23 protein-coding genes are annotated in these 22,714 nt (G+C 67.8%); 5 read left to right on the top strand and 18 right to left on the bottom strand.

The features are described 5' to 3' along the window. Nucleotides 1-16: 16 nt before the first annotated feature. The 3 genes from ACV22W_RS12615 to ACV22W_RS12605 all read left to right on the top strand — a co-directional run bounded on the left by ACV22W_RS12615 (nt 17) and on the right by ACV22W_RS12605 (nt 2,959). Nucleotides 17-856, top strand: coding sequence for a peptidoglycan DD-metalloendopeptidase family protein (locus tag ACV22W_RS12615; RefSeq protein WP_448019550.1), 840 nt, complete (start codon nt 17-19; stop codon nt 854-856). A 207-nt stretch (nt 857-1,063) separates the two neighbouring features. Next, nucleotides 1,064-1,963, top strand: coding sequence for a class A beta-lactamase (gene bla / locus ACV22W_RS12610; protein ID WP_448019548.1), 900 nt, complete (start codon nt 1,064-1,066; stop codon nt 1,961-1,963). Between the two features lie 123 nt (nt 1,964-2,086). Then, nucleotides 2,087-2,959 carry a LysR substrate-binding domain-containing protein gene (locus ACV22W_RS12605; protein WP_448019546.1) on the top strand — a complete coding sequence of 291 codons (873 nt, stop codon included), beginning with the start codon at nt 2,087-2,089 and terminating at the stop codon, nt 2,957-2,959. Nucleotides 2,960-2,984: 25 nt separating this feature from the next. Here ACV22W_RS12605 and ACV22W_RS12600 read toward each other — a convergent pair whose 3' ends face one another. The 13 genes from ACV22W_RS12600 to ACV22W_RS12540 form a co-directional block, all read right to left on the bottom strand. Beyond that, the gene (locus ACV22W_RS12600) at nt 2,985-3,320 is read right to left on the bottom strand and encodes a type 1 fimbrial protein (RefSeq protein ID WP_448019545.1); all 336 of its coding nucleotides are present in this window, start codon (nt 3,318-3,320) and stop codon (nt 2,985-2,987) included. Nucleotides 3,321-3,682: 362 nt separating this feature from the next. Next, nucleotides 3,683-3,937 carry a GlsB/YeaQ/YmgE family stress response membrane protein gene (locus ACV22W_RS12595; RefSeq protein ID WP_448019543.1) on the bottom strand — a complete coding sequence of 85 codons (255 nt, stop codon included), beginning with the start codon at nt 3,935-3,937 and terminating at the stop codon, nt 3,683-3,685. A 145-nt stretch (nt 3,938-4,082) separates the two neighbouring features. Then, nucleotides 4,083-4,844, bottom strand: a complete 762-nt coding sequence (locus tag ACV22W_RS12590) for an ABC transporter ATP-binding protein (RefSeq protein WP_448019542.1) — start codon at nt 4,842-4,844, stop codon at nt 4,083-4,085. Then, the gene (locus ACV22W_RS12585; protein WP_448019540.1) at nt 4,841-5,755 is read right to left on the bottom strand and encodes an ABC transporter ATP-binding protein; all 915 of its coding nucleotides are present in this window, start codon (nt 5,753-5,755) and stop codon (nt 4,841-4,843) included. The genes ACV22W_RS12590 and ACV22W_RS12585 overlap by 4 nt, the downstream gene beginning before the upstream one ends. A 1-nt stretch (nt 5,756) precedes the next feature. After that, nucleotides 5,757-6,671 carry a nickel transporter permease gene (nikC, locus tag ACV22W_RS12580; RefSeq protein ID WP_448019539.1) on the bottom strand — a complete coding sequence of 305 codons (915 nt, stop codon included), beginning with the start codon at nt 6,669-6,671 and terminating at the stop codon, nt 5,757-5,759. Nucleotides 6,672-6,737: 66 nt separating this feature from the next. After that, the gene (locus ACV22W_RS12575; protein WP_448019538.1) at nt 6,738-7,808 is read right to left on the bottom strand and encodes an ABC transporter permease; all 1,071 of its coding nucleotides are present in this window, start codon (nt 7,806-7,808) and stop codon (nt 6,738-6,740) included. A gap of 10 nt (nt 7,809-7,818) precedes the next feature. Continuing rightward, nucleotides 7,819-9,420, bottom strand: a complete 1,602-nt coding sequence (locus ACV22W_RS12570) for an ABC transporter substrate-binding protein (RefSeq protein ID WP_448019537.1) — start codon at nt 9,418-9,420, stop codon at nt 7,819-7,821. A 64-nt stretch (nt 9,421-9,484) separates the two neighbouring features. Beyond that, entirely contained in the window at nt 9,485-10,048 is a 564-nt protein-coding gene (gene ddpX, locus ACV22W_RS12565; RefSeq protein WP_448019536.1) for a D-alanyl-D-alanine dipeptidase, read from the bottom strand. A 15-nt stretch (nt 10,049-10,063) separates the two neighbouring features. Continuing rightward, nucleotides 10,064-10,945: a sap1 transcriptional regulator SapR gene (gene sapR, locus ACV22W_RS12560; RefSeq protein WP_448019534.1), complete on the bottom strand. Its 882-nt coding sequence runs from the start codon at nt 10,943-10,945 to the stop codon at nt 10,064-10,066. Nucleotides 10,946-11,201: 256 nt separating this feature from the next. After that, a complete protein-coding gene (locus tag ACV22W_RS12555) occupies nt 11,202-12,791 on the bottom strand; it encodes an ABC transporter substrate-binding protein (RefSeq protein ID WP_448019532.1) in 1,590 nt (529 codons plus the stop codon). Nucleotides 12,792-12,929: 138 nt separating this feature from the next. After that, on the bottom strand, nt 12,930-13,262 hold the full coding sequence (locus ACV22W_RS12550) for a hypothetical protein (protein WP_059607188.1): 333 nt from the start codon (nt 13,260-13,262) through the stop codon (nt 12,930-12,932). Between the two features lie 247 nt (nt 13,263-13,509). Then, complete coding sequence (locus tag ACV22W_RS12545) at nt 13,510-13,839, bottom strand: hypothetical protein (protein WP_059691307.1); 330 nt, start codon at nt 13,837-13,839, stop codon at nt 13,510-13,512. A gap of 224 nt (nt 13,840-14,063) precedes the next feature. Further along, nucleotides 14,064-16,388, bottom strand: coding sequence for an FdhF/YdeP family oxidoreductase (locus ACV22W_RS12540; protein WP_448019530.1), 2,325 nt, complete (start codon nt 16,386-16,388; stop codon nt 14,064-14,066). Between the two features lie 152 nt (nt 16,389-16,540). On the opposite strand from ACV22W_RS12540, the gene ACV22W_RS12535 reads away from it, so the two are divergent. Further along, nucleotides 16,541-17,962, top strand: coding sequence for an aminotransferase-like domain-containing protein (locus tag ACV22W_RS12535; protein WP_448019529.1), 1,422 nt, complete (start codon nt 16,541-16,543; stop codon nt 17,960-17,962). Nucleotides 17,963-18,029: 67 nt separating this feature from the next. Here ACV22W_RS12535 and ACV22W_RS12530 read toward each other — a convergent pair whose 3' ends face one another. After that, nucleotides 18,030-19,271: a mechanosensitive ion channel family protein gene (locus ACV22W_RS12530; RefSeq protein WP_448019527.1), complete on the bottom strand. Its 1,242-nt coding sequence runs from the start codon at nt 19,269-19,271 to the stop codon at nt 18,030-18,032. A gap of 285 nt (nt 19,272-19,556) precedes the next feature. Here ACV22W_RS12530 and ACV22W_RS12525 point away from each other — a divergent pair, with 285 nt between their 5' ends. Continuing rightward, nucleotides 19,557-19,739 (top strand): hypothetical protein, encoded by a 183-nt coding sequence (locus ACV22W_RS12525; protein WP_448019525.1) that lies wholly within the window; start codon nt 19,557-19,559, stop codon nt 19,737-19,739. A gap of 28 nt (nt 19,740-19,767) precedes the next feature. Here ACV22W_RS12525 and ACV22W_RS12520 read toward each other — a convergent pair whose 3' ends face one another. The 4 genes from ACV22W_RS12520 to ACV22W_RS12505 form a co-directional block, all read right to left on the bottom strand. Beyond that, a complete protein-coding gene (locus ACV22W_RS12520) occupies nt 19,768-21,222 on the bottom strand; it encodes a DHA2 family efflux MFS transporter permease subunit (RefSeq protein WP_448019523.1) in 1,455 nt (484 codons plus the stop codon). Further along, entirely contained in the window at nt 21,219-21,782 is a 564-nt protein-coding gene (locus ACV22W_RS12515) for an isochorismatase family protein (RefSeq protein ID WP_448019522.1), read from the bottom strand. The genes ACV22W_RS12520 and ACV22W_RS12515 overlap by 4 nt, the downstream gene beginning before the upstream one ends. A gap of 67 nt (nt 21,783-21,849) precedes the next feature. Continuing rightward, entirely contained in the window at nt 21,850-22,305 is a 456-nt protein-coding gene (locus tag ACV22W_RS12510; protein WP_448019720.1) for a MarR family winged helix-turn-helix transcriptional regulator, read from the bottom strand. A 152-nt stretch (nt 22,306-22,457) separates the two neighbouring features. Next, complete coding sequence (locus tag ACV22W_RS12505) at nt 22,458-22,694, bottom strand: DUF7661 family protein (RefSeq protein ID WP_448019521.1); 237 nt, start codon at nt 22,692-22,694, stop codon at nt 22,458-22,460. Between the last annotated feature and the right edge of the window lie 20 nt (nt 22,695-22,714).

Genomic DNA, 22,714 nt, shown 5'->3' with positions numbered 1-22,714 from the left:
CCGGAGTCGATCGTCCATGAATCAGCGCGAGATTTGCCGCAAGTCGGCGTGGCTGTCCGGCCTGGCCGCGGTGCTCGTCATGGCCGGTTGTGCCAGTACGCCGCCCGTCCCGCCGAGCGACACGCTGGCGGGCTCGCCGTCGGGCCAGCCCGCCGCAACGCCCGCGACGCCGCCGCCCGCACCCATTCTCGTCGCGCAGAAGTACGTGGTGAAACGTGGCGACACGCTGTCGGGCATCGCGTCCGCGAACGACTGCAGCGTCGCCGACCTGCGCACCTGGAACAAGCTCGATGGGCGCGGCAGGCTGCGCATGGGACAGGTGCTGCGCATCGTCCGCCAGCAGCCGTTGCAGGCATCGGGCGGGAATGGCAGTGCGCAGGCCGCCGCGCCGGCCGCCGCGAGCAATGCGGCGGGCGCTTCGCAGGCGAGCGCGTCGACGGCGAGCGACCGGCAGGTCGTGAAGGAAACCAGGCGGCATGCGGGTGGTGTGGCGCTCACGTGGCCTGCGCGCGGCAAGATCGTCGACGCGTTCCGGCCGGGGCAGAACCGCGGCATCCAGATCGCCGGCCGGCCCGGCGACCCGGTTCGCGCGGCGGCCGACGGCCGCGTGATGTACGCGGGTAGCGGCCTGAACGATTACGGCACCCTGATCATCGTTCAGCACAACGCGGACTTCATCACCGCCTATGCCCACAACCGCAAGGTGCTCGTGAAGACGGGCGACATCGTGCGCCGGGGCGACGAGATCGCCGAGATGGGCGACCTCGACAACTCGCGTGTCGCGCTGCTGTTCGAAGTGCGGCGCGACGGCAAGCCCGTCAATCCGATGCCGTACCTGCCTTCGTCGCAAGGCTGACGCGGGCCGCGCCGCTGGAACGCGGGCGCGCTCGCTGCTACGCTAGGGTCTGTTCACGTGCGTCCCGCCGCATGCGGGGCCGACGGGCGTCTTCGGGGATGCGCGGCGTATGCCGTCGCGAGCCGGCCGTCGGCATGAATGCGTGTGCATGTCGATGCGCACGTGTGTTGCTCCATGCCACCGTTTCCGACAGAACACCCTTCATCCATGGAACATTCTCCGACACGCCGCTCGCTGTTGCTCGCCGCCGTCGCCGCGCCGTTCGTCGCCGCGTGCTCGTCGGCACCCGTCGCCGACCAGGGGCGCGCACATGCCGCCCAGACCGAACTCACCGCACTCGAAAAAGCGTCGAACGGCCGGCTCGGCGTCGCCGCACTCGATACGTCGAGCGGCACGCGCATCGCGCATCACGCGCGCGAACGCTTCCCGCTGTGCGGCACCTATGCGGTCGTCGCCGCCGCCGCGATACTCGCGCGCGGCTCGCTCGACGCGTCGCTGTTGCCGCGCCGCATCCTGTATCGCCGCTATGAAGTCGTGGCCGGCTCGCCGGTGACGGAAAGCCACGTCGACACGGGGATGACGATCGCGCAGCTCTGTGCGGCGATGCTGCAGTCGGGTGACAAGGGCGCCGGGAACCTGCTGATGGGCGTGCTCGGCGGTCCGCAGGCCGTCACGTCGTTCGCACACGAAAGCGGCGACACCGTGTTCCGGCTCGACCGCTGGGAACCCGAACTGAACCAGGCGGCGCCTCGCGACGAGCGTGATACGTCGACACCGGTCGCGATGGTCGACACGCTGCAGCGGTTGCTGCTCGGCGATACGCTGCGCGAACCGCAGCGTGCGCAACTCACGGAATGGATGGCCGGCGGCGCGCGCGGCGCGACCGGGATCGCGGCCGGCGTGCCGCCCGGCTGGCGCATCGCGGACAAGACCAGCACCGGCGGCTACGGCACGACGACCGACGTCGCGGTGCTGTGGCCGCCGTCTCGCGCGCCGATCGTGCTGGCCGTGTCGTTCACGCAGCCGCGTGCCGACGCGGCCGCACGCGCGGATGTCGTCGCGTCGGCGGCGCGCATCGCGACGGGCGCGTTCGCCGCCACGGCCTGAGCGCGCGACGCACCTCGCGTAAAGCCGGCGTTTGGCTTATCGTGTCGATCAGCGCGCGCCGGTGTCGGCGCGCGGCCTTGCCGCGCCGTCGTTCGGTGCGGTCGATCCGTCTACCCCTTCGTCATGCGCCGACTTCCGCCCCTGCACGCGCTGCAGATCTTCTCGACGGTGGCCCGCCACCGCAGCTTCACGCGCGCGGCCGAGCAGCTGTGCCTCACCCAGGGCGCGGTGAGCCGACAGATCCAGACACTCGAGGCGCACTACGGCTTTCCGCTGTTCAAACGGCACGCGAAGGGCCTCACGCTGACGGCGGAGGGCGAGCAATTGCTGCCGGTGGTCAACGAGAGCTTCGCGCGGATCGAGGACATCTCGATGAAGCTCACACGTCAGCGCACCGATCTCGCGTTGAAGGTGCCGACCTGCGTGATGCGCTGGATGCTGCCGCGCATCATGCGCTTCCAGGGCGAGCATCCCGAGCTCCACGTGCAGATCACGACCGCATGGCAACACGTCGTCGATTTCTCGACCGAGCCGTTCGATGCGGCGATCGTCTACGGTACGTCGCCGGGCGCGGGCGTATTCGCGCTGCCGCTGTTCGACGAACGCTTGACGCCGGTGTGCGCGCCCGAACTGCGGCAGGCCGCGCCGCTCGATGCGGTCGGCGATCTCGCGCACCATACGCTGCTGCATCCGACGCGCGACCACCGCGACTGGCGCGCGTGGCTCGATCACGCGGGCGAGCGTGCCGTCGACGCGGAGCGCGGGCCGACCTTCGACACGCTCGATCTCGCGACGAACGCGGCGATGCAGGGATTCGGCGTCGCGATCGGCGACGTGACGCTCGTCGACGACGACGTCAGCGCGCGCCGGCTCGAGCGGCCGTTCGACATCGTGCTCGAGACCGGCGCCCGATATTTCTTCGTCTACCCGGAGAGCATCGGCAGCCAGCAGAAGATCCGCGCGTTCAGCGACTGGATCGCCTGCCATCGCGACTGACGCGCGACGCCTCCGGCAGCGGACGCTATTGGTACGTCACGACGGCGATGATCGGCGCGTGCGCGTTACCCGCACGATCAGGCAAAACGATTGCGCGCGAGGCCTGAGTAAAGGTCGTGGTCTTGATCGTGCGCAGGCTGGCGGCGTCGACGAACGCGACTTGCCCGCTCGCCGGGCGCGGGCAGTCGGGGCGCACGTGTGCGTGCGCGGCGTCGGCCGTGTCGAGCACGAACGAGCACGGCGGCTCGACGATCATGCCGGTGAAGTGGATGACGCCGGACGCGCCGGCGGCAAAAGATGAGGACGACGCCAGAAGCGAGGCAGCCAGGGCAAACGAGGCGGCAAACAGGCGATGCTTCATGACAGGCTCCAGAGAGGAAGCGCGTCGCAGCGGGGCCGCTCGAATGGCAGTCCGTCAACGCTGCAATGCTGTATGCGTAAACGGCAATTCCATTGGACCTCTTGAATGAAAAACGGGAAATAACGGCAACGATCAAATGAAGTCGTATTCCTCCAATCAATTTATCTCAAATTTGTGCGACCGCAAGTCAGGGTATTGCCGATGGCGTAAGGGCGCGGCAATCCGGCCAGTGAACCGGGGTTTTGCGAGTGAATCGTTGAGGACTCAACGATTCGACGAAGATGCGAATTGCGGCGTGCATAAAGAAAACGGCCGCTCGTGTGACGAGCGGCCGTTCCGTATCGACGCGGGTGATGCGGCGGTCAGCCCGCGCGCTTGCGCACCGCGCCGACGACCACGAGCAGCACGATCGCGCCGATGATCGACGCGATCCAGCCGGCGCCCTGGCCCGGCGCATACCAGCCAGCGGCGCGGCCGACGTAGCCCGCGATGAGCGAGCCGACGACGCCGAGCACGACGGTCATCAGGATGCCCATCTTGTCGTCGCCGGGCTTGAGCGCACGGGCGAGGAGGCCGACGATGAGCCCGACCACCAGGGTTTCGATGAATTGCAGCATGAACGCCTCCCTATTGCTGTTGAGCTGTTGACGAAAGGAAATGGACCCGCGCGGCGCGCGAGGGTTCCATTCTGCGGCGCGCCGGTGCACTGGCGCGCCGACGCACGGGGTGCCGAGTATCGCACGCCCGCGCGTCGCGCACATGTCAGGCAACCGGATCGAGGCGTCGGTAGCCTTCGGTCGCGCGCAGCAGCGTGCGCGTGTAGTCGCGTGCGACCTGCCCGGAGCGAACGTCCTCGATCCGCAGCTGTTCGACGATCTCGCCATGCTGCATCACCGCGACGCGCTGGCACAGGAAGCCGATCACCGCGAGGTTGTGGCTCACGACGATCATGGTCAGGTTGCGTTCGCGATGCAGGCGGCGCAGCAGGTTCAGGATCTCGGCCTGCACCGATACGTCGAGCGCGGAGGTCGGCTCGTCGAGCAGCAGCACGCGCGGCTCGACGATCAGCGCGCGCGCGATCGCGACACGCTGGCGCTGGCCGCCCGACAACTGGTGCGGATAGCGGAAGCGGAACGCCGGGCCGAGCCCGACTTCGGACAGTGCGCGCGCGATGCGCGCCTCGGCGTCGTCGATCCGATGGATCGACAGCGGCTCGCGCAGCGTCTGGTCGACCGTGAAGCGCGGATGCAGCGACGCGTACGGATCCTGGAACACCATCTGCACGTGGCGGCGGAATGCGCGGTCGGGCGTGCCGCCGACGGGCCGGCCGTCGATCGACAGGCTGCCGCCCGCGAGCGGCACGAGGCCGGTCAGCGCGCGCAGCAGCGTCGACTTGCCGGAGCCCGATTCGCCGACGAGCCCGAAGACTTCGCCGTCGCGTACCGCGAAGCTGGCATCGCGCACGGCGTCGACATGGCCGGTGCGGGTCGGAAAGCGGATCGAGGCGTGATCGACGTCGATCATCGTGCGGCCTCCCTGGGTTCTGCAGATGACGATGCGGGCGACGCGGCGTCGAGCCACGCCGGGTCGCGCCGCAGCACCGGCAGTTCGTCGGGCGGGTTCGCGAGCGGCGGATTCGCCGCGAGCAGCCCGCGGGTGTATGGATGCGTCGCGTCGCGCAGGTCGCGCGCGGCGCAGGTTTCGACGACGCGGCCCGCATACATCACCGCGACGCGATCGCAGAACGACATCACGAGCGGCAGGTCGTGGCTGATGAACATCAGGCCCGTGCCGTGCCGCGCGATCATCGCGTCGAGCACCGCGAGCACCTGCATCGACACCGCGACGTCGAGCGCGGACGTCGGCTCGTCGGCGATCAGCAGGCGCGGGCCGGTCGACACCATCATCGCGATCATCACGCGCTGGCCCATGCCGCCCGACAGCTCGTGGGGATACGCATCGGCGACGCGCGCCGGATCGCGAATCTGCACGGCCGCGAGCGCATCGACGATCCGCTCGCGCAGCGCGCGGCCGCGCAACCCCGGCTCGTGCAGCCGGAAGGCTTCGCCCATCTGCTTCGCGACGGTCATCACTGGGTTCAGCGAATATTTCGGGTCCTGCAGGATCATTCCCATCTGGCTGCCGCACAGGCGCCGGCGTTCGCTCGCCGACATCGCGAGCAGGTCGCGGCCGGCGAAGCGCATCGTGCGGGCCGACCAGCGCGCGGCTTCGGGCAGCAGGCCGAGCAGCGCGCGGCCCGTCAGCGATTTGCCGGAGCCCGATTCGCCGACGATGCCGAGCCGTTCGCCGGGCGCGAGCGTCAGCGACAGGTCGCGCACCGCGTCGGACACGACGCCGTCGTGCCCGCGAAACCCGATCTTCAGGCCGTCGATCTCGCAGAGCGGCGCCGGTGCGTTGACGGAATTCAGTGGCATGTCACGCTCCATGACGCGGATCGAAGACGTCGCGCAGCCCGTCGCCGAGCAGGTTGAACGCGAGGCTGACGAGCAGGATCGCCGCCCCGGGCAGCGTCGCGACCCACCACGCGTCGAGCAGCACGTTACGGCCCGACGCGACCATGAAGCCCCATTCGGGGCTCGGCGGCTGCGCGCCGAGGCCGAGGAAGCCGAGGCCCGCGACGGTCAGGATGATGCCGGCCATGTCGAGCGTCGCACGCACGATCACCGACGACATGCACAGCGGCACGATGTAGCGCAGCAAGATTCGCGGGCCCGATGCGCCTTGCAGGCGCGCCGCGTGGATGTAATCGGCCTGCGCGATCCGGATCGTCTCCGCGCGCGCGAGCCGCGCGTACGCGGGCCATGCGGTGATCGAGATCGCGACGACCGCGTTGATCACGCCGGGCCCGAGCGCGGCCGCGAATGCGAGCGCGAGCACGATCTTCGGGAACGCGAGCGCGATGTCGGTGATGCGCATCAGCACGCTGTCGACGAAACTGCCGCAATAGCCGGCCGTCGTGCCGATCAGGAGTCCGATCGGCACGACGATCACGACGACGAGCATCGCGATGCCGAGCGTGAGGCGCGAGCCTTCGATCAGCCGCGAGAGGATGTCGCGGCCGAGCTGGTCGGTGCCGAGCCAGTGCGACGGCGAGCCGGGCGGCAGCAGGCGGTCGGACAGCACCTGGCGCAGCGGATCGTGCGGCATGACAAGCGGGCCGACGAGGGCGACGACGATCAGCGCGACCAGGATCGCGAGCCCGAACAGGTTGAGCGGATTGGCGGCGAAGCGGCGCCAGCGGCGATATGCGAGGCCGAACGCGGCCTGCGAGCGCGACGCGGGCGCATCGGAAAGCAGCCACGCGCGCAGCGTGAGACGCTCGGCATTCATGATCGGACGACCTTCGGCATGGACGGTGAAAGAAGCAGGGTGGAAGCGGTCATGTCGCGGCGGCCCTCAGCGCGCACGCGGATCGAACACGCGGTACAGCGCGTCGGTCAGCAGGTTGACGGTGATGAACATCGCGCCGATCACGAGCGTCGCGCCGAGCACCGCGTTCATGTCGGCGTTCAGCAGCGCACCCGTCAGGTACGAGCCGAGCCCGGGCCACGCGAACACGATCTCGGTCAGCACCGAGCCCTCGAGCAGGTTGCTGTACGTGAGCGCGATCACGGTCAGGAGCGGCACCGCGATGTTGCCGAACGCATGCCGCCAGATCACGCGGCGCTCGGACAGGCCCTTCGCGCGCGCGGTGACGATGTATTCCTGGCTCAGCTGGTCGAGCATGAACGAGCGCGTCATCCGGCTCAGGTATGCGACCGAGTAGTAACCGAGGATCGCGGCCGGCAGCGCGATGTGCGACACCGCGTTGCGGAACACGTCCCACTCGCCCGCGAGCGCCGAGTCGATCAGCAGGCTGCCCGTGCGCGGGTCGACCATGCCGTCGTATACGGGATCGAGCCGGCCGGGGCCACCGACCCAGTGCAGCCGCGCATAGAACAGCAGCAGCCCCATCAGCCCGAGCCAGAACACCGGCACCGAATTGCCGATCAGGCCGACGAAGCGCGCGATGTGGTCGATCGGCCGGTTGTGCTTCACCGCGGCCGCGACGCCGAGCGGCACGCCGATCGCGATGCCGATCAACGTCGCGATCGTCGCGAGTTCGAGCGTGGCGGGGAACACGCGTCGGATGTCATCGAGCACCGGGTTCGACGTCAGCAGCGACATCCCGAGATTGCCGTGCAGCACGTCACGCGCGTAGATCAGGAATTGCGTGGCGAGCGGCTTGTCGAGGCCGAGCGCGATGCGCTCGGCCGCGTACGCCTCGGCCGACGCGCGATCGCCGAGGATCGCGAGCACGGGATCGATCGGCACCTTGCGGCCGATCACGAACGTCAGCGCGAGCAGGCCCGCGAACGTGACGGCGAGCGTGAGCGCCCAGCGCAGCACGCGCAGTGCCCAGCGTACGGCCGGGCGCCGCGCGGGCAGCGTGCGCAGCGTTTCGAGGGAGGAGGCGGGAGTCGACATGCGGCGAATCTTATTGCTTCTTCAGGTTACGGTACGACACGAGATCGTTGATCGGTCCGACTTCGAGTCCGCTCACGCCGGGCCGCGTCGCGACCTGCGCGACCTTCTCGAACATGATCACGAACGGCGAACGTGCGAGCACGTCCTTCTGCATCGCCTGATACCGTTGCGCGCGTTGCGCGGCGGTCGGCTCGGCGAGCGCGGTGTCGGTCTCCTTCGTCAGTTGCGGAATGTCCCAGCTGTTGCGCCAGGCCAGCATTTTATAGCTCGACTTGTCGGAGTTGTCGGGGTTCCATGCAAAACCCTGCGCGTTGCTGTGCGGGTCGATGTAATCGGCCGACCATTCGCCGATGTAGATGTCGTGCTGACGCGCACGGTATTTCGCGAGCGTCTGCTTGTTGTCGCCGGGGATCAACTGCACCTTGACGCCCGCCTGCGCGAAGTTCGCCTGTACGGCCTGCGCGATCTCCGTGTACGGATAGTCGTTGCGCACGTCCATCGTCACCGTGAAGCCGTTCGGCACGCCCGCCTTCGCGAGCAGCGCCTTTGCCTTCGCGACGTCGAGCTTGTAGGGATTCGCATTCAGCGTGCCGAGGAAGCCTTCGGGCAGGAAGGTCTGGTGAACCTTGTAGGTCGTCTTCACGACGTTGGTCTGGATTCCGGAATAGTCGACCAGCCACTTCAGTGCTTCCTGCACGTCGGGCTTCGCGAGCGTCGGGTTCTTCGTATTCAGGCCGAGATACAGCAACGTCGCCTGCGGCGATGCCGCGACCTTCGCCTTGCCGGATTTCACGACCGACGCGAGATCGTCCGGGCTCAGGTCGCGCGCCGCGTCGACGTCGCCGTTTTCCAGCAGCAGGCGCTGGCTTGCCGCTTCGGGCACGTGGCGCAGCACGATGCGCTTCATCGCGAGCGGCAGACGGTAGCCGTCGAAACGCTGCAGCACGATGCTGTCGCCGGCCGCCCACTTGACCAGCTTGTACGCGCCGGAGCCGGCCTCGTTGGTCTTCAGCCACGCGTTGCCGAAGTCGTTGCCTTGCTGGTGCGACAGCAGCAGCTTCCTGTCGAGCACCGACGCGGGCCATGAGCCGAGCACGTTCAGCACGAAGGTCGGCGCGTATTTGTGGTCGGTCGTGATCGACACCGTCTGATCGTCGAGCTTCTTCACATTCGCGGCGACGTTCGCCTTCGTGAGGCCGATGCCGGTCAGGACGGCGGCCGGACCCTTGTCGAGCAGCACCGCGCGCTGGATCGACCATGCGACGTCGTCGGCCGTCAGCGGGTTGCCCGAGTGGAACTTGAGGCCCGAGCGCAGCTTGAACGTATAGGTCAGCCCGTCGGCGCTCACCGTCCACGACTGCGCGACGTCGCCGTTGAATTTCGATGGATCGCGCAGGTCGACGCGTACGAGCCGGTCGTACGTGTTCGCGACGTATTCCTCCGGCACCAGCTCGTAGATCTCGCCGGGATCGAGCGTCGTGAATTCGTCGAGCAGCGTGGCCATCACGAACATGTCCTTCGGCGTTTCCGCGCGTGCGGCGGAAAGCGGAACGGCGGCGAGCACGGATGCGGCGGCGAGTGCCGCGACGAGCCGGGAGATCAGGGGTTGCATGTGCGCTTCTCCATGTGTCGTTGAAGTCGTTGAACGGGAACGGTGAAAGAAACGTGCATCGTCGTTACATCAGGCGCCACGGGCCGCTCGCCGCGTTGTCGATCTGCGGCAAGGCGTGCGAACCGGGCAGTTCGTAGTGCCACCATTCGCTGTCGATATGCGCGAAGCCGGCCGCCTGCATGACGCCGAGCAGCAGCAGCCGGTTGCGTTGCACGGCTTCGGGCAGCCCCGCGTGGAAGTGGCCCGACGCGGCCACCATCTCGTCGAAGCCGGTGCCCATGTCGAGCGGCTCGCCGTTCGCGCCGACGAGCGTCAGGTCGAGCGCGGTGCCGCGGCTGTGGTTCGAGCCGCGGCCGAGATCGGCGACGAAGTTCGGATCGGGCAGGAAATCCCACAGCACCTGTTGCGCCTGCGGCGGCCGGTACGCGTCGTAGATGCGCAGCGTGAAGCCGGCCTGCGCGGCGACGTCGACCGCGCGGCGCAGCGCGGCTTCGGCCGGCTCGAGCAGCAGGCAGTGCGCGCGGCGGTAGATCGGCTTGCCGGTCAGGTTGCGCTCGGTCGCGTAGACGAGATCGATCTCGACGCGATGCGTGGCGGGCGTGATTTCGACGAGGCGGCGAGACGGCATCGGCATTCGGGGCGCTCAGGATTCGAATTGGTCGAAGGTGCGCTGCAGTTCGCGGTTGCGCGCGACGCGCCGGTCGATCGCGGGACCGAGGCGGTCGACCACGGCGGTGATCAGCAGGTTGAACAGGCACGTGAGCGGCGCGAGCGAATCCCAGAACTGGCCGACGTCGGTCTTCACCTGCAGCAGGTCGGCCGGCCATTCGCGCGCCCACGGGCAATAGAGATCGGTGACCAGCGCGAACGGCTGGCCGCGTTCGGCGGCTGCCTGGCAATAGCGGCGCGCACTGCGCGAATAGGCACGCGTATCGGTGACGATGCAGTACGGCCGCTCGAACTCGGAATTCAGCGAATCGACGTACGAGCCCGACTGGCCGTCGGAATAGAACACGCGCGGGCGCAGGTATTCCAGATAACTGCTGAACGCGTTGCTGATGCCGCGGGTCGACTGGATGCCGAGGATGAATACGGCGTCGGCATGCGCGATCCGGTCCGCGACCTGCGCGAAGACGGGTTCTTCCGCGAGCCGGTAGACGTGGCGGATCGCATCGAGCTCGCGATCGAGCGACGATGCAAGCGTGCCGTCGCCATGGTCGCTGTCGCCGGTGGTCGCATGCGCGCCGGCGGTGCGGCGGTATTCGTCGAGGCGATCGGTGATCATCCACGGGCGGTCGCTGCCGCCGCGCAGCTCGCGTTTCAGGTCGTCGAGGTTCCGGTAGCCGATGCTGCGCAGGAAGCGACCGACGGAGATGCCGCTGGTGCCGGTCTGCTGCGCGATCTGGTCGGCCGTTTCGAGCCCGAGACGGTCGAGGTTCGCGAGCATGTAGCTCGCGATGCGCTTCGCGGTCGGCGTCAGGTCGGCAAAGCGGGATTCGACGGTATGGGCGAACGCGCAGGTCATCGGACTGTTAGATATTTGTCATTGGATGATTCGGTGTCATCCATCTAACAAAGCCAAAATCATTCGCGCCAGCGGATAAAAACTATGGGTTGCCAGGGGGTGATAGGGGAAGGTGTGCGCGCCCGACGACAGGATCGCGATGGGCGGCAGAGAAATTTACCCCTGTCACGCACATTTCGCATTCGTGCATGACAGGGATAATTTGCGGGGTGTTTCGCCGCGCAGCACGTCGACGAAATGCCGCGCACAGCCGGCCTTACTTTGCCAGCGTCCGGTACGACACGAGGTCGTTGATCGGCCCGATCTCCGGCCCCGTCGTGCCGGGGCGCGTCGCGACCTGCACGACCTTCTCGAACATGATGACGAACGGCGAATTCGCGAGCACGGCCTTCTGCAGCGCCTCGTAACGCTGCGCGCGCTTCGCGGGCGACGGCTCGACGAGCGCGGCCTCGGTGTCCTTCGTCAGTTGCGGGATGTCCCAGCTGTTGCGCCATGCGAGCATCTTCGTCTTCGACTGGTCGGAATTGTCAGGATTCCAGGCGAAGCCGCGCGCGTTGCTGTTCGGGTCCATGTAGTCGGGCGACCATTCGCCGATGAAGATGTCGTGCTGGCGCGCGCGGTACTTGCCGATCGCCTGCTTCGCATCGCCCGGAATCAGCTTCACGCGGATGCCGCCCTGCGCGAAGTTCGCCTGCAGTGCCTGTGCGATCTCGAGGTACGGATAATCGTTCGGCATGTCCATCGTCACGTCGAAGCCGTTCGGCAAGCCGGCCTTTGCGAGCAGCGCCTTCGCCTTCGCGACGTTGAGCTTGTACGGATTCGAATTCAGCGTGCCGAGGAAGCCTTCGGGCAGGAAGGTCTCGTGCACTTTGTACGTCGTGCTGACGATGTTGCGCTGGATGCCGTCGTAGTCGACCAGCCACTTCATCGCCTGTTGCACGTCGGGTTTCGCGAGATTCGGGTTCTTCGTATTCAGGCTCAGGTACAGCAGCGCGGACACCGGCCACGACGCGACCTTGATCTTGCCGGCCTTGGTCAGCGAGGCGAGGCTGTCGGGGCTCAGGTTGCGCGCGGCGTCGACGTCGCCGTTTTCCAGCAGCAACCGCTGCGCGGAGGCCTCGGGCACGTGGCGCAGCACGACGCGTTTCATCGGGTACGGCGTGCGGTACTTGTCGAAACGCTGCAGCACGATGCTTTCGTTCGGCGTCCACTTGACGAGCTGGTACGGGCCCGAGCCCGCGTCGTTGGTCTTCAGCCAGGCGCTGCCGAAATCGCTGCCCTGCTGGTGCGACATCAGCAGCTTCTTGTCGAGCACCGACGCCGGGCACGCGCTCAGCACGTTGAGCACGAAGCTCGGCGCGTACTTGTGGTCGGTTTCGAGCACGAAGGTCTGCGGGTCGACCGCGCGCACCTTCTGCATCACGTTCGCCTTCGTGAGGCCGAGATCGGCGAGCACGCCGGCCGGGCCCTTGTCGAGCAGGATGGTGCGCTGCAGTGACCACGCGACGTCGTCGGCGGTGACCGGGTTGCCGGAATGGAACGTGAGGCCGGGGCGCAGCTTGAACGTGTAAGTGATGCCATCGGCGCCGACCGACCAGGATTGCGCGATCTGCCCGTCGAAGCGCGTCGGGTCCTTCAGGTCGACCCGCACGAGCCGTTCGTAGGTGTTCGCGACGTACTCGGACGGCACGAGCTCGTAGATTTCGCTCGGGTCGAGAGTCGTGAATTCGCCGAGCTGGGTGGCGACGACGAAGATGCCGGGCGGCGTCGCGGCCTGCGCCGGCAGCGCCGGAACAAGCGCGACGAGCGCGGTGCTGACGAACAGCCGGGACAGCAGGTGCTTCATGCGGGCTCCGTGGAAAGGGAATCGTGGTGCGATTCTCTCATCGACGGCGGCCCGGATGAAAAAATTCGACGGGCGCGCATGACGGCGCCCGGATGACGCGGCTTGCGGGCCGGGCGGGGTGCCCGGCACCGGCGGCGGTCAGATCACGCAGCGCGCGATCGCGAAGCGCATCGCTTCCTCGGCCGGCTCGCTGCCCGAGCCGCGCACGACCTTGACGACCGACCCGTTACCCGACGGCGTGAGCGTGACGAAGTACGAGCGCGACCCGACGGTGATGTCGGTCACGCCGTTGTGCTGCGACTGCGCCGTGCCCGACAGGCGGCTGTCGAGGCAGTTGGCGATCGCGTGGGCCGGGCGCGCGGACGACACGTAGATCATCGGTGCCGAGCCGGACGCTGCGGAATCGGACGAGGGCGCCGAGCCGCAGGCGGCGAGCAGGGCGGCGGGAAGGAGCAGCAGGAATCGTTTCATGATCGGGATCGTCGTGTGTCTCGTGTCGAGGCTGGGGCGCGGGGTACGCGAAACGCGGAGCTTCGCGACGAAACCGCCGGAATCGTGCCGTTCTTGACGGTCGATGCGGGTGGCGGCTGACGTCGGAGTATACCCGCGGCACTTGACGCGAACGGCCTGCTGAAACGATTCGATACAACAACAAGCGCCCGCTGTCGCACGGCGGCAGCGGGCGTTTCAAGCGATGGCGAATCGACGCTTGCCGGCGTTACTGGCCGATCTTGTGGCTGACCGCGTTTTCCTGCTGGTTCAGCACGTGCTTTTCGCTCTGCGTAATGTGGCCGTGATCCTGCGCGGCCATGTCCCGCTCTTCCTGGCGGATCTTGCGGTCGTCGCGGTGCAGGCGCGCGGCCTGGGCGTGCGACATCTCGCCTTCCTTCACTTCGTGATGGATCCGGCGATTCTGGTTGGCGAGACGCTGGTTGACCTCTTCGCGGCGCGGATGCGCTTGCTGCCACGGCGTTTCGGCGAACGCGGTGCCGGTCAGTACCGACATCAGGGTGGCGGCGATCGCGAGATGGCGGGTAAGGGCTCGCATGACGTTTTCTCCTGTCGTTGCGCGCCCGAATCGTGGGCGCTTGTCGAAAAAACGCTGCTGGGGCCCCGGCTGTTGACGTTTCCGGCTGTATCGATTGCAAGTCTTTATTACGGCGTCGATGCGATGCGCTCGCAGCCGCTCACCATCGACACGAGATCGTCGAGGCGCGCGTCGAGTATCCGCAACCAGTGCTCGCGCGGCCGAACGATCATCGCGGCGCTCCGTCAGGCGGCGGCCGACGCCGGCGCGGCCGCGCGATGCAGCAGCACGGGCACCGACTTCGACGTCGGCGTGTTGCACACGTCACCGACGCTGTCGAGCGGCACCAGCGGGTTCGTTTCCGGGTAGTACGCACCGATGCAGCCGCGCGGGATGTCGTATTCGACGAGCAGGAAACCGTCCGCGCGCCGTACGATGCCGTCGTGCCACACGGTTTCCATGTCGACCCATTCACCGGCCTTCAGGCCGAGCATCGCGAGGTCGTCGCGGTTGACGAACACCACGCGGCGCTGGCCGAACACGCCGCGATAGCGGTCGTCGAGCCCGTAGACGGTCGTGTTGTACTGGTCGTGCGAACGCGTCGTCATCAGCGTCATCAGGCGCTCGCCGTGCAGCGCGCGGGCGCGCTGGATCGGCGTGTCGGTCGGCAGCGCGTGCGCGATGAAGTTCGCCTTGCCCGTCGGCGTCAGCCATTCGCGGTCGCGCGACGCGACGCGCAGGTGGAAGCCGCCCGGCCGCGCGATGCGCGTGTTGTAGTCGTAGAAGCCGTCGACGGTCGCCTCGATCGCGTCGCGGATCTTCGCGTAGTCGTCCTTGTACGCGAGCCAGTCGATCTTGCCGCTGCCGAACAGCGCATGGCCGATGTGCGCGACGATCGCGGGCTCCGACATCAGGTTCGGCGACGCCGGCTTGTTCATCCCGTACGATACGTGGACCATGCTCATCGAATCCTCGACCGTCACGCCCTGCGCGACGTTGTCCTGCAGGTCGATCTCGGTGCGACCGAGCGTCGGCAGGATCAGCGCATCGCGGCCGTGGATCAGGTGGCTGCGGTTCAGCTTCGTCGTGATGTGCACGGAGAGATCGCAGCGGCGCATGCCTTCCCACGTGCGCGGCGTGTCGGGCGTCGCCATCGCGAAGTTTCCGCCGAGACCGATCAGCACCTTCACGTGGCCTTCGAGCATGCCTTCGATGGTTTCGACGACGTCGTAGCCGTGGCGGCGCGGCGGCTCGAAGTCGAACACGTGGCCGAGCCGATCGAGGAACGCCTGCGACGGTTTTTCCTCGATACCGACCGTGCGGTTGCCCTGCACGTTCGAGTGGCCGCGCACCGGGCACAGGCCCGCACCGGGGCGGCCGATGTTGCCGCGCATCAGCATCAGGTTCGTCAGCATCTGCACGGTCGCGACCGAATGCTTGTGCTGGGTGATGCCCATCCCCCAGGTCGCGATCACGCGCTCGCTGCGTGCATAGCGTTGCGCGAGGCCGTCGATCTGCTCGTACGACACGCCGCTTTCGGCCGTCAGCGCGGACCAGCTTTCGTTGCGCAGATCGTCGGCGAACGCATCGAAGCCGGCCGTGTGCTCGCCGATGAACGCCATGTCGAGCACGCGTGGCGCACCGGTGGCGCGCGCGGCGTCGTCGAGTTCGAGCACGCGCTTCGCCATTCCCTTGATCAGCGCGAAATCGCCGCCGATCGTCGGCTGGATGAAGGTCGATGCGATGTTGGTGCCCGACATCGTCAGCATCTCGAGCGGGCTTTGCGGATCGGCGAAGCGCTCGAGCCCGCGTTCCTTCAGCGGGTTGATCGACACGATCGTCGCGCCGCGCTTCGCGCATTCGCGCAGCTCGCCCATCATCCGCGGATGGTTGGTCGCCGGGTTCTGGCCGAAGATCAGCAGCAGGTCCGCGTGCTCGAAATCGTCGAGCGTGACGGTGCCCTTGCCGACGCCGACCGAGGCCGGCAGCCCGCGGCTCGTCGCCTCGTGGCACATGTTCGAGCAGTCGGGGAAGTTGTTGGTGCCGTACCGCCGCACCAGCAGCTGGTACAGGAACGCCGCCTCGTTGCTCGCGCGGCCGGACGTGTAGAACGCCGCCTGGTTCGGGTCCGGCAGCGCGCGCAGGTGGCGTGCGATCAGCTCGAACGCGTCGTCCCACGCGATCGGCACGTAGCGGTCGGTCCGCGCGTCGTACGCCATCGGGTCGGTCAGGCGGCCGTGCTGTTCGAGTTCGAAATCCGTCTGTTCGAGCAGCTCGGCGACGGTGTGCGCGGCGAAGAATTCGGGCGTCACGCGCTTGCTCGTCGCCTCGGCGGCGACGGCCTTCACGCCGTTCTCGCAGAATTCGAACGTCGATGCGTGCTGGCGGTCGGGCCACGCGCAGCCCGGGCAGTCGAAGCCGTCCGGCTGGTTCTGGCGCAGCAGCGTGCGGTAGTTGCCGCCGGCGACCTTTTCCTTGATCAGGTTGATCGTGACGGCTTTCAGTGCGCCCCAACCGGCGGCCGGATGGGTGTACGGTTCGATGCGCGCGGCAGCGGATTTCTTTTTCATGATGCGTGTGTCGGAGGCGATGCACGGAGAGTACGCGCGGTGCGGCGGCCGCTGTGTATACACCTTTCGTCTTCAAAAAAGAGTACAGTTGCGGCCAGTCAGGTGGTGGCGGTCGCAACTGTGTTGTCGAAGGGATGTTGAAAGGGAGGCGCGTGAAGCGTTACGAACAACTGGCCGACGATCTTCAGGCGCAGATCGAGCGCGGCGTGTACCGGCCCGGCGAGCGGATTCCGTCGGTGCGCCAGGCGAGCCGGCAGCAGCAGCTCAGCGTCACGACCGTGCTGCGCGCGTATCTCGTGCTCGAGAGCCGCGGGCTGATCGAGAGCCGGCCGCAGTCGGGCTACTTCGTGCGGGCGCGGACCACGGTGCCGGCGCAGGCCGAGCTGCACGTGTCGGCGCCGGCCGCCGAGCCGTCGGCGGTGGATGTGAGCCGGCTCGTGCTGTCGACGCTGCGCTCGATCGCGCGCGACGACGCGGTGCCGCTCGGTTCGCCGTATCCCGATGCGTCGCAGTTCCCGGTGCAGCGTCTTGCGCGCTACGCGCAGGCGATCGGCCGGCGCCGCACGCGCTGGGGCGTGATCGACGACCTGCCGCCCGGCAATCAGGAGCTGATCCGCCAGATCGCGCGGCGCTACGCGGAGCGCGGGATCCCGGTCGAGCCGGGCGAGATCGTGATGACGATCGGCGCGACGGAGGCGATCAACCTGTGCTTGCAGGCCGTCGCAAAGCCCGGCGACACGATCGCGGTGGAGTCGCCGACGTTCTACGCGATGCTGCATGCGATCGAGCGGATGGGCATGCGCGCGCTCGAGGTGGCGACCCATCCGGGCGACGGTATCGATCTCGACGCGCTCGAACGGATTCTCGCGCGCGAGCGCATCGCCGCATGCATGGTGATGCCGAATTTCCACAATCCGCTCGGCTTCCAGATGCCCGATGCGCGCAAGCGCGCGCTCGTCGAGCTGCTCGCGAAGCATGACGTGCCCGCGATCGAGAGTGACGTCTATCACGAGCTGCATTACGGCGACACGACGCCGAGCGCGTTGAAGTCGTACGACCGCGATGGGCTCGTGCTGCATTGCGCGTCGTTCACGAAGAGCCTGTCGCCGCGCTACCGGATCGGCTGGGCGATGCCCGGCCGCTACCGCGACCAGGTCGAGAAGCTGAAATTCCTGAACACGCTCGCCACGCCCGCGATCGAGCAGCTCGCGATCGCCGAATACCTGAAGCACGACGGCTACGATTTCCACCTGCGGCGGATGCGCAAGCAGTATGCGCAGCAGGCGAGCCTGATGAGCGCGATGGTGCGGCGCTTCTTCCCGGAAGGCACGCGATTGTCGCAGCCGCAGGGCGGGTACGTGCTGTGGGTCGAGCTGCCGCCGCAGGTCGACGCGATGAAGCTGTATGCGCTCGCGCTCGCGCAGGGGATCACGATCGGGCCCGGCCACATGTTCTCGGCGACCGCCGATTACCGGCACTTCATCCGGCTCAACTACAGCTATCCGTGGTCGCGTCAGATCGAGGACGCGTTGAAGGTGGTGGGGCGGCTCGCGGCCGAGTGCGCGGGGCGGTGAGCGGCGCCACGCGCGCCGCGATGCCGCGCTGCCGGCGGCGACCCGTTGCAGGCCGCCGCGGCGAGCCCTAGCGCGCGTGCGGCGCCGACAGTTCGGCTTGCGCCGCGCCGGCCATCCGGCGCATGTCGAAGCCCGACGGATGCTGGTACACGCGCAGCCCGAACTCGGGCAGCACCGCGATCAGGTGATCGAACAGATCGGACTGGATCGCCTCGTAGTCGACCCAGGTCGTCGTGTCGGTGAAGCAGTACAGTTCGAGCGGAATGCCCTCCGCCGTCAGCGGCAGCTGGCGCGCCATGCACGTCATGTCGCGGCGGATCCGCGGATGGCTCTTCAGGTAGTTCGCGACGTACGCGCGGAACGTGCCGAGATTCGTCAGCTGGCGGCGGTTCGCCTGGCATTCGCCGGCCGCGCCGAGCGTGCCGTTCCATTGCGCGATCGCGTCGACCTTGTCTTCCAGGTAGTCCTTCAGGAGCGTCAGGCGTTCGAGCCGTTCGATCTCGTCCTCGCCCAGAAAGCGCACGCTCGTCGCGTCGACGAACAGCGCGCGCTTGATGCGGCGCCCGCCGGCCTCGGTCATCCCGCGCCAGTTCTGGTAGCTCTCGGTGATCAGCTTCCAGGTCGGCACCGTGATGATCGTGTGATCGAAGTTCGCGACCTTGACCGTGTTCAACGTGATGTCGATGACGGTGCCGTCCGCGCCGGCCGATGGCATCGTGATCCAGTCGCCGATCCGCAGCATGTCGTTCGACGACAGCTGCACGCCGGCGACGAGGCCGAGCAGCGTGTCCTTGAAGATCAGCATCAGCACCGCCGACATCGCGCCGATGCCCGACAGCAGCAGGCCGATCTGCTTGCCCGTCGCGTCGCCGATCACGACGAGCGCGGCCGTGATGAACATCACGAGCTTGACGAGCTGCATCGCGCCTTTCAGCGACAGGCGCGGCTGGTCGCGCCGGCTCGTGCGATGCGCGTGCTCGAGCGCGGACAGCGTCGCGCTGATCGTCATCGACACCAGGAACACGATCAGCGCGAACAGCACCTTGTCGGCGGCTTGCGCGGCCACGGCGGGGATGCCGGGCACCGCGCCGAGGCCGAGCTTGATCACGACGAACGGCACGATGCGGTTCAGCCACTTGAATGCGCCGAATTCGAACAGCGCGTCGTCGATGCGGGTGGCCGACAGCCGCGCAAGCCGCGCGACCACGCGAAACAGCAGGAAATGGGCCGTGGCCGTGATCGCGCCGGCGGCGGCGACCAGGATGAGGATGCCGACGAGCGGCGCAAACCAGGATTCGTTCAGGGTCATAAGGTCAGGCAGGGTCCTTCTCGTGTGTTGAATCTGCGCCGCGATGCGGCGTGCGCCCGGTGAAGGGCACATGTAAGGGACCGTGATTGTGCCATCGGGTTCCTGCCGGATGTCGCGAACGCATGACGTAGGGCTCCGGAACATTTTCAGCGTTACGTCGCACTGCGTTGTTTTCATGCCGCGCAACACATTGCGCGTTTGCCATGCAGTGCCCGCGCGGGGCACGTGTCGCGTGGCGGTTAGCGGGGAAAAAGGCTAGGCGGCCGCGCGCTGGCGTCCGGCCCCGTGCGGCTCGGTGCACTGCTCGGGCCGGCATCCGGCGTGGCGGCGATGGCGTCGCTGTCGCTCTGGTGTTGTGCCGGGCCGCTGTTCGCGCGCGTGCTGCGCACGGAGCGTCAGTGGCGTTGCGTGAACGGCGAGCTGGACATCCTGCTCGGGGCGTCGATCGTGTCGATGTGGTTGCAGTAGCGGCGTCGCGAGCGGTGCGGCACGGCATTCAGCGCGAACCGGCCCGCGCGGCCCCCGCCGGCCGTCCGCCCGCGCCGCTCGACCATCGCGGCAGCCGCAGCGTCGTCACGAAGCTCGCCGCATGCAGTGCGCAAAGCATGCCGAACGCCCACGCGTAGGCGGCCCCGTGCGTGCCGCCCGTCGACGCGGATTCGGCCTGCAGCCGCCATGCGAGAAACAGCGTGCACATCGTCGTGAACGTCGGGCCGCCGAGGCGCTGGACGATATTGAGCGACGTCGTCGCCATCGGCAGGTTGCGCCGCTCGACCGACGCATACGCGGCAGAAATCGACGGTGCGCCGATCGCGCTCTGGCCCATCCCGCGCAGAAACAGCGCGGGCACCAGCACGTAGGGATCGTAGCCGGCCAGCGCCAGATGCACGAACGGCAGCGTCGCGGCGAGCGCGAGCAGCGCGCCGGCGGCGGCCAGCCGGCGCACGCCGAACCGGCTGGTCAGCGCGCCCATCGACGGATAGGTGACGAGCATGCCGAGCCCGAGCGGCGCCAGCAGCCAGCCCATCTCGCCGGGCGAGCGGCCGCACGCTTCGATCAGGAACACCGGAATCAGCATCTGGCCCGCGTAGATCGCGCCGTTCGACAGAAACTGCGTGGCAGCGGCCGCGCCGAATACGCGCGAGCGAAACAGCGCGAGATCGATCAGCGCATGCTCGCCTTTGCGCCGCTCGACGCGCAGGAACGCGGCGAGCAGCAGCACCGAACCCGCGATCGCGGCGATGCCGGGCACCGCGTCGATGCGCTCGGCGCCATACAGGAACAGCACGAGCGCAGGCGACAGCAGCGCGAGGCCGACCCAGTCGAGTTCGCGCCGCTGCGTTTCGTCGCGGTCGCCGGGCAGGAACCACACGGCCAGCGCAAGCGCCAATGCACCGACCGGCAGATTCACGAGAAACAGCCAGCGCCACGATGCGTGCTGCAGGATCGCACCGGCGACGACCGGCCCGAGGATCGGCGCGATCAGCACGGGCACCGCCGCATAACCGATCACGCGCGCCATCTGCTGGCCGGCGACGCGCGCGATCATCATCTGCGCCATCGGCGCGAGCAGCCCGCCGCTGACGCCCTGCAGCACGCGGAACGCGATCAGCGATGGCGCGGACCACGCGAGCCCGCACAGCGCCGACGTCAGCGTGAACGCGGAGAAACACCACAGGTACAGCGCCTTCGCGCCGATGCGGTCGACCAGCCAGCCGTTCAGCGGCAACACCAGCGTGAGGGCGAGCAGGTAGCCGCTCGTCACCCACTGGATCGTCGACAGGCTTGCGTGCAGGTCGGTCGCGAGGCTCGCCAGCGATACGTTGACGATCGTCGCGTCGAGTTGCGACAGCAGCGAGCCGAGCGTCGCGACGGCGCTGACTTTCCAGATCGACGGATCGAGCCGGCCGGCCGCATGGCCCGGCACCGGCTGAGCGCGTTTGTCGCTCACGCGATGCGCCGGTCGAGCAGCGCGAGAATTTCTTGCGTCGAGCCCGTTTCACCCAGACGCGGGAACAGCCGTTCGACGCTGTTCGTATGCGCGTCCGCGTTGAGATCGGTCATCGCGTCGACCGCGAGCGTCACGTTGTAGCCGAGCTCGTGCGCCTGACGGGCCGTCGATTCGACGCCGATGCTCGTCGCGACGCCGGCAAGCACGATCTGCGTGACGCCGGCCGCTTTCAGGTGCGCGTCGAGACCGGTGCCGGTAAATGCGCCCCAGGTTTTCTTCGTCACGACATGGTCGTCCGGCTGGCGGTTCAGTTCGGGCAGAAGATCGGCCCAGTCGTCGGGAAGGGCATCCAGGCGCACCTGCTGCTGCGTGCGGCCCGGCGCGCCGCCGGCGACGTTGACGAGCACGACCGGCAGGCCGCGGCTACGGAAGGCGTCGAGCAGCTCGCGCGTACGCTCGATCACGGGTGCGACCGGGTGGGCGGTGGGCAGCGCGACGATACCCTTCTGCAGGTCGATGACGACGAGTGCCGTTTGCGTGTCGAGACGGGTCGTGCTCATGGCGTGATGCTCCGTGAAGTGGGCGAAGGAAAGCGTGCGCGCGGATGCCGCGCGGCACGCATGCGGGTCATTGCTCGCCGATGCGCCGGATCAGCGGAATCGCGGCGGCGAGCGTGCGGATGTCTTCGGGGGCGAGCTTCTCGATCGCGGCACCGAGCCACTTGTGCTTCGCGGTGTCGCGCTTGCGACGTGCCGCGAGGCCGGCTGCGGTCAGCATGAAGAGGATCTGGCGGCCGTCGGTCGGATGAGGCTCGCGTTCGACGAGCCCGTCTTCCTCGAGGCTCGCGAGAATTGCCTTCATCGACTGCGGCTTCATCGCCTCGGCGCGGGCGAGATCGGCGGTCGTCATCGGACCTTGTCGTTCGAGCCGCGCGAGCGCGCTCGTCTGCGACATGCCGAGTCCTTCGGATTCGATCTCGGAACGCAGCCGGCGGATCAACTGGCCGACCGCGAGGGTCAGATCGGCGGCGACGATATCGGCGGAAACGCCGGGTGTGCGTGGCGGTGTCATGCGGCGGATCATAGAACACGACAGTTCAACTTGCAAGTTTGACTGTCGAATTTGGCGGGCGTGCGAGATGTGCGGAGTGTCGGTGCGGCGGGAGTGGTCGGAGCGGCCGGGGGGGGGCGCGGCAACCACCGGTGGGAGGGATGTCGGCGGTGGGTGGCAGCGCGTTACGCGCGGCGCGGCAACGGAATCGGCACGACGGCGTTGTACTTCGGCGATGCATTCTCGTGCAGCAGGTCGCCGAGATATTGCGCGAGTTCGTCCGCGGCGAGCGCGGACGGAATCTGCAGGTTGGCTGGCCGTCGCTTGCCTTCGGTGCCGAGATCGAACACGGCCCAGCGGCCGTTCGAACGCACGACGGCGAGCAGGCGTCCGAATGCATTGAAACGGTATTCGTCCTGCATGGCATCGCTCCTTCGCGGAT

It is taken from the genome of Burkholderia sp. AW49-1 (assembly GCF_053427845.1).
The sequence above is the reverse complement of the archived record's forward strand: the minus strand, read 5'-3'. Positions and strand labels throughout refer to the sequence as shown.

What these genes read in the sequence shown, in the direction of transcription:
- ACV22W_RS12515 (WP_448019522.1), bottom strand. Translation starts at nt 21,782, where the DNA reads ATGAGCACGACCCGTCTCGACACGCAAACGGCACTCGTCGTCATCGAC.
- ddpX (WP_448019536.1), bottom strand. Translation starts at nt 10,048, where the DNA reads ATGCCGTCTCGCCGCCTCGTCGAAATCACGCCCGCCACGCATCGCGTC.
- ACV22W_RS12575 (WP_448019538.1), bottom strand. Translation starts at nt 7,808, where the DNA reads ATGTCGACTCCCGCCTCCTCCCTCGAAACGCTGCGCACGCTGCCCGCG.
- ACV22W_RS12540 (WP_448019530.1), bottom strand. Translation starts at nt 16,388, where the DNA reads ATGAAAAAGAAATCCGCTGCCGCGCGCATCGAACCGTACACCCATCCG.
- ACV22W_RS12530 (WP_448019527.1), bottom strand. Translation starts at nt 19,271, where the DNA reads ATGACCCTGAACGAATCCTGGTTTGCGCCGCTCGTCGGCATCCTCATC.
- ACV22W_RS12595 (WP_448019543.1), bottom strand. Translation starts at nt 3,937, where the DNA reads ATGCTGCAATTCATCGAAACCCTGGTGGTCGGGCTCATCGTCGGCCTC.
- ACV22W_RS12585 (WP_448019540.1), bottom strand. Translation starts at nt 5,755, where the DNA reads ATGCCACTGAATTCCGTCAACGCACCGGCGCCGCTCTGCGAGATCGAC.
- ACV22W_RS12605 (WP_448019546.1), top strand. Translation starts at nt 2,087, where the DNA reads ATGCGCCGACTTCCGCCCCTGCACGCGCTGCAGATCTTCTCGACGGTG.
- ACV22W_RS12570 (WP_448019537.1), bottom strand. Translation starts at nt 9,420, where the DNA reads ATGCAACCCCTGATCTCCCGGCTCGTCGCGGCACTCGCCGCCGCATCC.
- sapR (WP_448019534.1), bottom strand. Translation starts at nt 10,945, where the DNA reads ATGACCTGCGCGTTCGCCCATACCGTCGAATCCCGCTTTGCCGACCTG.
- ACV22W_RS12600 (WP_448019545.1), bottom strand. Translation starts at nt 3,320, where the DNA reads ATGAAGCATCGCCTGTTTGCCGCCTCGTTTGCCCTGGCTGCCTCGCTT.
- ACV22W_RS12505 (WP_448019521.1), bottom strand. Translation starts at nt 22,694, where the DNA reads ATGCAGGACGAATACCGTTTCAATGCATTCGGACGCCTGCTCGCCGTC.
- ACV22W_RS12510 (WP_448019720.1), bottom strand. Translation starts at nt 22,305, where the DNA reads ATGATCCGCCGCATGACACCGCCACGCACACCCGGCGTTTCCGCCGAT.
- ACV22W_RS12590 (WP_448019542.1), bottom strand. Translation starts at nt 4,844, where the DNA reads ATGATCGACGTCGATCACGCCTCGATCCGCTTTCCGACCCGCACCGGC.
- bla (WP_448019548.1), top strand. Translation starts at nt 1,064, where the DNA reads ATGGAACATTCTCCGACACGCCGCTCGCTGTTGCTCGCCGCCGTCGCC.
- ACV22W_RS12555 (WP_448019532.1), bottom strand. Translation starts at nt 12,791, where the DNA reads ATGAAGCACCTGCTGTCCCGGCTGTTCGTCAGCACCGCGCTCGTCGCG.
- ACV22W_RS12550 (WP_059607188.1), bottom strand. Translation starts at nt 13,262, where the DNA reads ATGAAACGATTCCTGCTGCTCCTTCCCGCCGCCCTGCTCGCCGCCTGC.
- nikC (WP_448019539.1), bottom strand. Translation starts at nt 6,671, where the DNA reads ATGAATGCCGAGCGTCTCACGCTGCGCGCGTGGCTGCTTTCCGATGCG.
- ACV22W_RS12615 (WP_448019550.1), top strand. Translation starts at nt 17, where the DNA reads ATGAATCAGCGCGAGATTTGCCGCAAGTCGGCGTGGCTGTCCGGCCTG.
- ACV22W_RS12545 (WP_059691307.1), bottom strand. Translation starts at nt 13,839, where the DNA reads ATGCGAGCCCTTACCCGCCATCTCGCGATCGCCGCCACCCTGATGTCG.